1 protein-coding gene is annotated in these 964 nt (G+C 56.0%); it reads left to right on the plus strand.

What is annotated here, in order from left to right; genetic code table 11:
• Positions 1-307: 307 nt before the first annotated feature.
• Positions 308-628 carry a hypothetical protein gene (locus tag B7L71_RS13740; protein WP_081138647.1) on the plus strand — a complete coding sequence of 107 codons (321 nt, stop codon included), beginning with the start codon at positions 308-310 and terminating at the stop codon, positions 626-628.
• Positions 629-964: the final 336 nt, after the last annotated feature.

Genomic DNA, 964 nt, shown 5'->3' on the forward strand with positions numbered 1-964 from the left:
CCCTCGCTATGTGCTCCGGCGCCAATGAATCGTTTAACAGTGTGCTGTATTACTAATAACCTTCGGCCATTTAACCCCAGTCTTTAGGGTTCATCCAATTTTTCATTATTTTCTTGCTGAGCGCATTGTGTTGGCAAAGGCGAATTTCAGCGGCTTACAATTGAAATCTACGGGCTTTACGTTGCAGACATGTGGCAACCACCCTGCGCGCCCCTCATGGTTCAACATAGACCTTGGTCTAACATCCCGGCTCATTTATAATGCACCGCAGCACATCCCCTTTTCCGTGCGATTGCAGGAGTCATCCATGCCCGCAGAAGCGTTACCTCAGGCCTCCAGCGCTGCCTTTCATCTGCAACGCAGCCTGCGCCATTGCCTTTCCCGTGCTGCCGAGCTGCTTTATGAAAGCGGCCATGTCCTTGAAACCATCACCTTGCCCCAACGGGGCTTGTCCCGTCATGAGCTGAACACGCTGCGCCAGCAGCAAACCGGCTGGGCCATGTGCCAACAGGTATTGGAAGAGAGCGGTGCCGCGACGTACAACAGCTATGGCCGTTGGGTGCTGACGGGCATGGGCCGCGAGCTGATGTTCGATATGTTTGGTCAAGGCGCCGCCGACTGCGCTTGAAGCCAAGCGAATGACGCGCCTGGACAAACAAGCGGCTTGAGCCAACTTGAAGGTGGGAGGGGGCTTTAGCCCGCGATGATGGCGGCACCGGTGCTTGCCCAGGCAGTCGCCCAATGAATTGGCCTCCCACAGGCAGGCTAAAGTGGCTACTCAAGCTATCCTGAATCCACTGGCCTCACTCCCGCCACTTTGCTGTTGTGGGAGGAGGGCTTTAGCCCGCGATGATGGTGGCACCGGTGCTTGCCCAGGCAGTCGCCCAATGAATCCATGACGTGCTGATGTTCATGGCACTTTACTGGGAGTTGCTTCGCTGTCACGCCAGAATGCGAAGAGCTT

Origin of the sequence: Halomonas sp. BC2, from assembly GCF_002078115.1 — a bacterium.
In the GTDB taxonomy this organism is placed as follows: Bacteria; Pseudomonadota; Gammaproteobacteria; order Pseudomonadales; family Halomonadaceae; genus Vreelandella; species Vreelandella stevensii.

Coding starts and splice junctions, on each gene's coding strand:
- B7L71_RS13740 (WP_081138647.1), top strand. CDS start 308: ATGCCCGCAGAAGCGTTACCTCAGGCCTCCAGCGCTGCCTTTCATCTG.